Origin of the sequence: Streptomyces sp. NPDC060205 (genome assembly GCF_042728395.1) — a bacterium.
GTDB lineage: Bacteria > Actinomycetota > Actinomycetes > Streptomycetales > Streptomycetaceae > Streptomyces.
In genome coordinates this window covers 1-1,814 of record NZ_JBHWZP010000615.1, presented here as the reverse complement: position 1 = coordinate 1,814, position 1,814 = coordinate 1, and the positions used below count along the sequence as shown (strand labels likewise).

Genomic DNA, 1,814 nt, shown 5'->3' with positions numbered 1-1,814 from the left:
CCCCTAGGCGCCTAGGGGCGCGGGGAACTGCGCGGGTGACCCCCACCGGGCCGCAGGTGAGGTCAAGGGGTTCGTGCCCCTTCAAGGGGGCGCGGGGAACTGCGCGACCAGCCCCCGCCGGGCCGCGGGTGCAGGCGCGCGGTCAAGCCCCCCGCCGACCGCAGGTCACGCGGTGGGGGAGTCGTCCAGCATCCGCAGCAGCAGGCCCCGCAGAGCCACCCGCTCCTCCCGCGACAACGTCGCCAACGGCTCACGAGCGAACCGCAGGGACAACCGCAGGTTCCGCGCGACGGCCCGCCCCTCCTCCGTCACAGCGGCCAGCTTCACGCGGCGATCGGACGGGTCCGGCCGCCGCTCCGCCAGCCCCCGCGCCTCCAGCCGGTCCACGATCCCGGTCACGTTCGACGGCTCGCACTTCAGCTTCTGCGCCAGCCGCCGCATCGGCAGCGGCTGCAGCGACAGCAGGCTCAGCAGCCGCGCCTGCGCCCCGGTCAGCGCGTGCTCCGCCGCCGCTTCCTCGTACTCCTCGTGGTAGCGGGCCACGACCGTGCCGATGAGGTCGACGACCTCAAAGGTCAGTGGATCGAACGAGGGAGTCTTCTCAGCGGCCATGCCCGACAGGCTACCCGGTTACTTGACATCATGAAATATTCAGGCGCATGGTTGTTTCACATACTGAAGCATTCTCATGTGTGGAAACCGTTGCACCAGGAAAGGCGCCCTTCATGACCGACACAGCCGAGCTCCCCGCCACCGGCCGCGAATGGCACCTCGTCAGCCGCCCGGTCGGCGTCCCCGAGCCCGAGGACTTCGCCCTGGTCGAGGCCGACCTGAAGCAGCCCGGCCCGGACCAGATCGTGGTGCGCAACAAGCACCTCTCCGTGGACCCGTACATGCGCGGCCGCATGAGCGCCGCTAAGTCGTACGTCGCCCCCTACGAGCTGGGCAAGGCCATGCTGGGCGGCGCGGTCGGCGAGGTCGTCGCCTCGAACGCGGACGGCTTCTCCGTCGGCGACCACGTCCTGCACGGCTTCGGCTGGCGCGAATACGCCGTCTTCGACGCCAAGCACGCCGTCAAGGTGGACCCCGACGCCGCGCCCCTGACCACGTACCTCGGCGTGCTCGGCATGACCGGCCTCACCGCGTACGCGGGCCTGCTGCGCACCGCGTCCTTCCAGGAGGGCGACTCCGTCTTCGTGTCCGGCGCGGCCGGCGCCGTCGGCAGCCAGGTCGGCCAGATCGCCAAGCTCAAGGGTGCCTCGCGGGTCATCGGCTCGGCCGGCTCCGACGAGAAGGTCAGGCTGCTGGTGGAGGAGTACGGCTTCGACGCGGCCTTCAACTACAAGAGCGGCCCGGTGAGCGAGCAGCTCAGGAAGGCCGCCCCGGACGGCATCGACGTCTACTTCGACAACGTCGGCGGCGACCACCTCGAAGCGGCCATCGGCTCCCTCAACCTGCGCGGCCGTATCGCCATCTGCGGAATGATCTCCGTCTACAACAACACGGAGCCGGCGCCGGGGCCGAAGAACCTCGCGCGCCTCATCGCCACGCGCGGCCGGATCCAGGGGCTCCTCGTCGGCGACCACTACGACCTGCAGCCGCAGTTCGTGCAGGAGGTCGGGCCGTGGGTCGCCTCGGGCGAACTCAAGTACCGGGAGACGGTTGTCGAGGGCATCGAGAACAACCTTGAGGCGTTCCTCGGGGTCCTGCGAGGCGACAACACGGGCAAGATGATCGTCACGCTCTGACCCCCACGCGGGTGGGGGCGGGCCCCAAGGATTGCGCAGTTCCCCGCGCCCCTAGGTACCTAGGGG

Annotated in this window: 2 protein-coding genes; one reads left to right on the top strand and one right to left on the bottom strand. The window is 70.1% G+C overall.

The features are described 5' to 3' along the window. Positions 1-165: 165 nt before the first annotated feature. A complete protein-coding gene (locus tag ACFWGJ_RS43520) occupies positions 166-612 on the bottom strand; it encodes a MarR family winged helix-turn-helix transcriptional regulator (RefSeq protein ID WP_387334518.1) in 447 nt (148 codons plus the stop codon). A 113-nt stretch (positions 613-725) separates the two neighbouring features. Between ACFWGJ_RS43520 and ACFWGJ_RS43515 the strand changes: the two genes are divergently transcribed. Beyond that, entirely contained in the window at positions 726-1,748 is a 1,023-nt protein-coding gene (locus tag ACFWGJ_RS43515) for an NADP-dependent oxidoreductase (protein WP_387334517.1), read from the top strand. Positions 1,749-1,814 lie beyond the last annotated feature (66 nt).

What these genes read in the sequence shown, in the direction of transcription:
- ACFWGJ_RS43520 (WP_387334518.1), bottom strand. Translation starts at nt 612, where the DNA reads ATGGCCGCTGAGAAGACTCCCTCGTTCGATCCACTGACCTTTGAGGTC.
- ACFWGJ_RS43515 (WP_387334517.1), top strand. Translation starts at nt 726, where the DNA reads ATGACCGACACAGCCGAGCTCCCCGCCACCGGCCGCGAATGGCACCTC.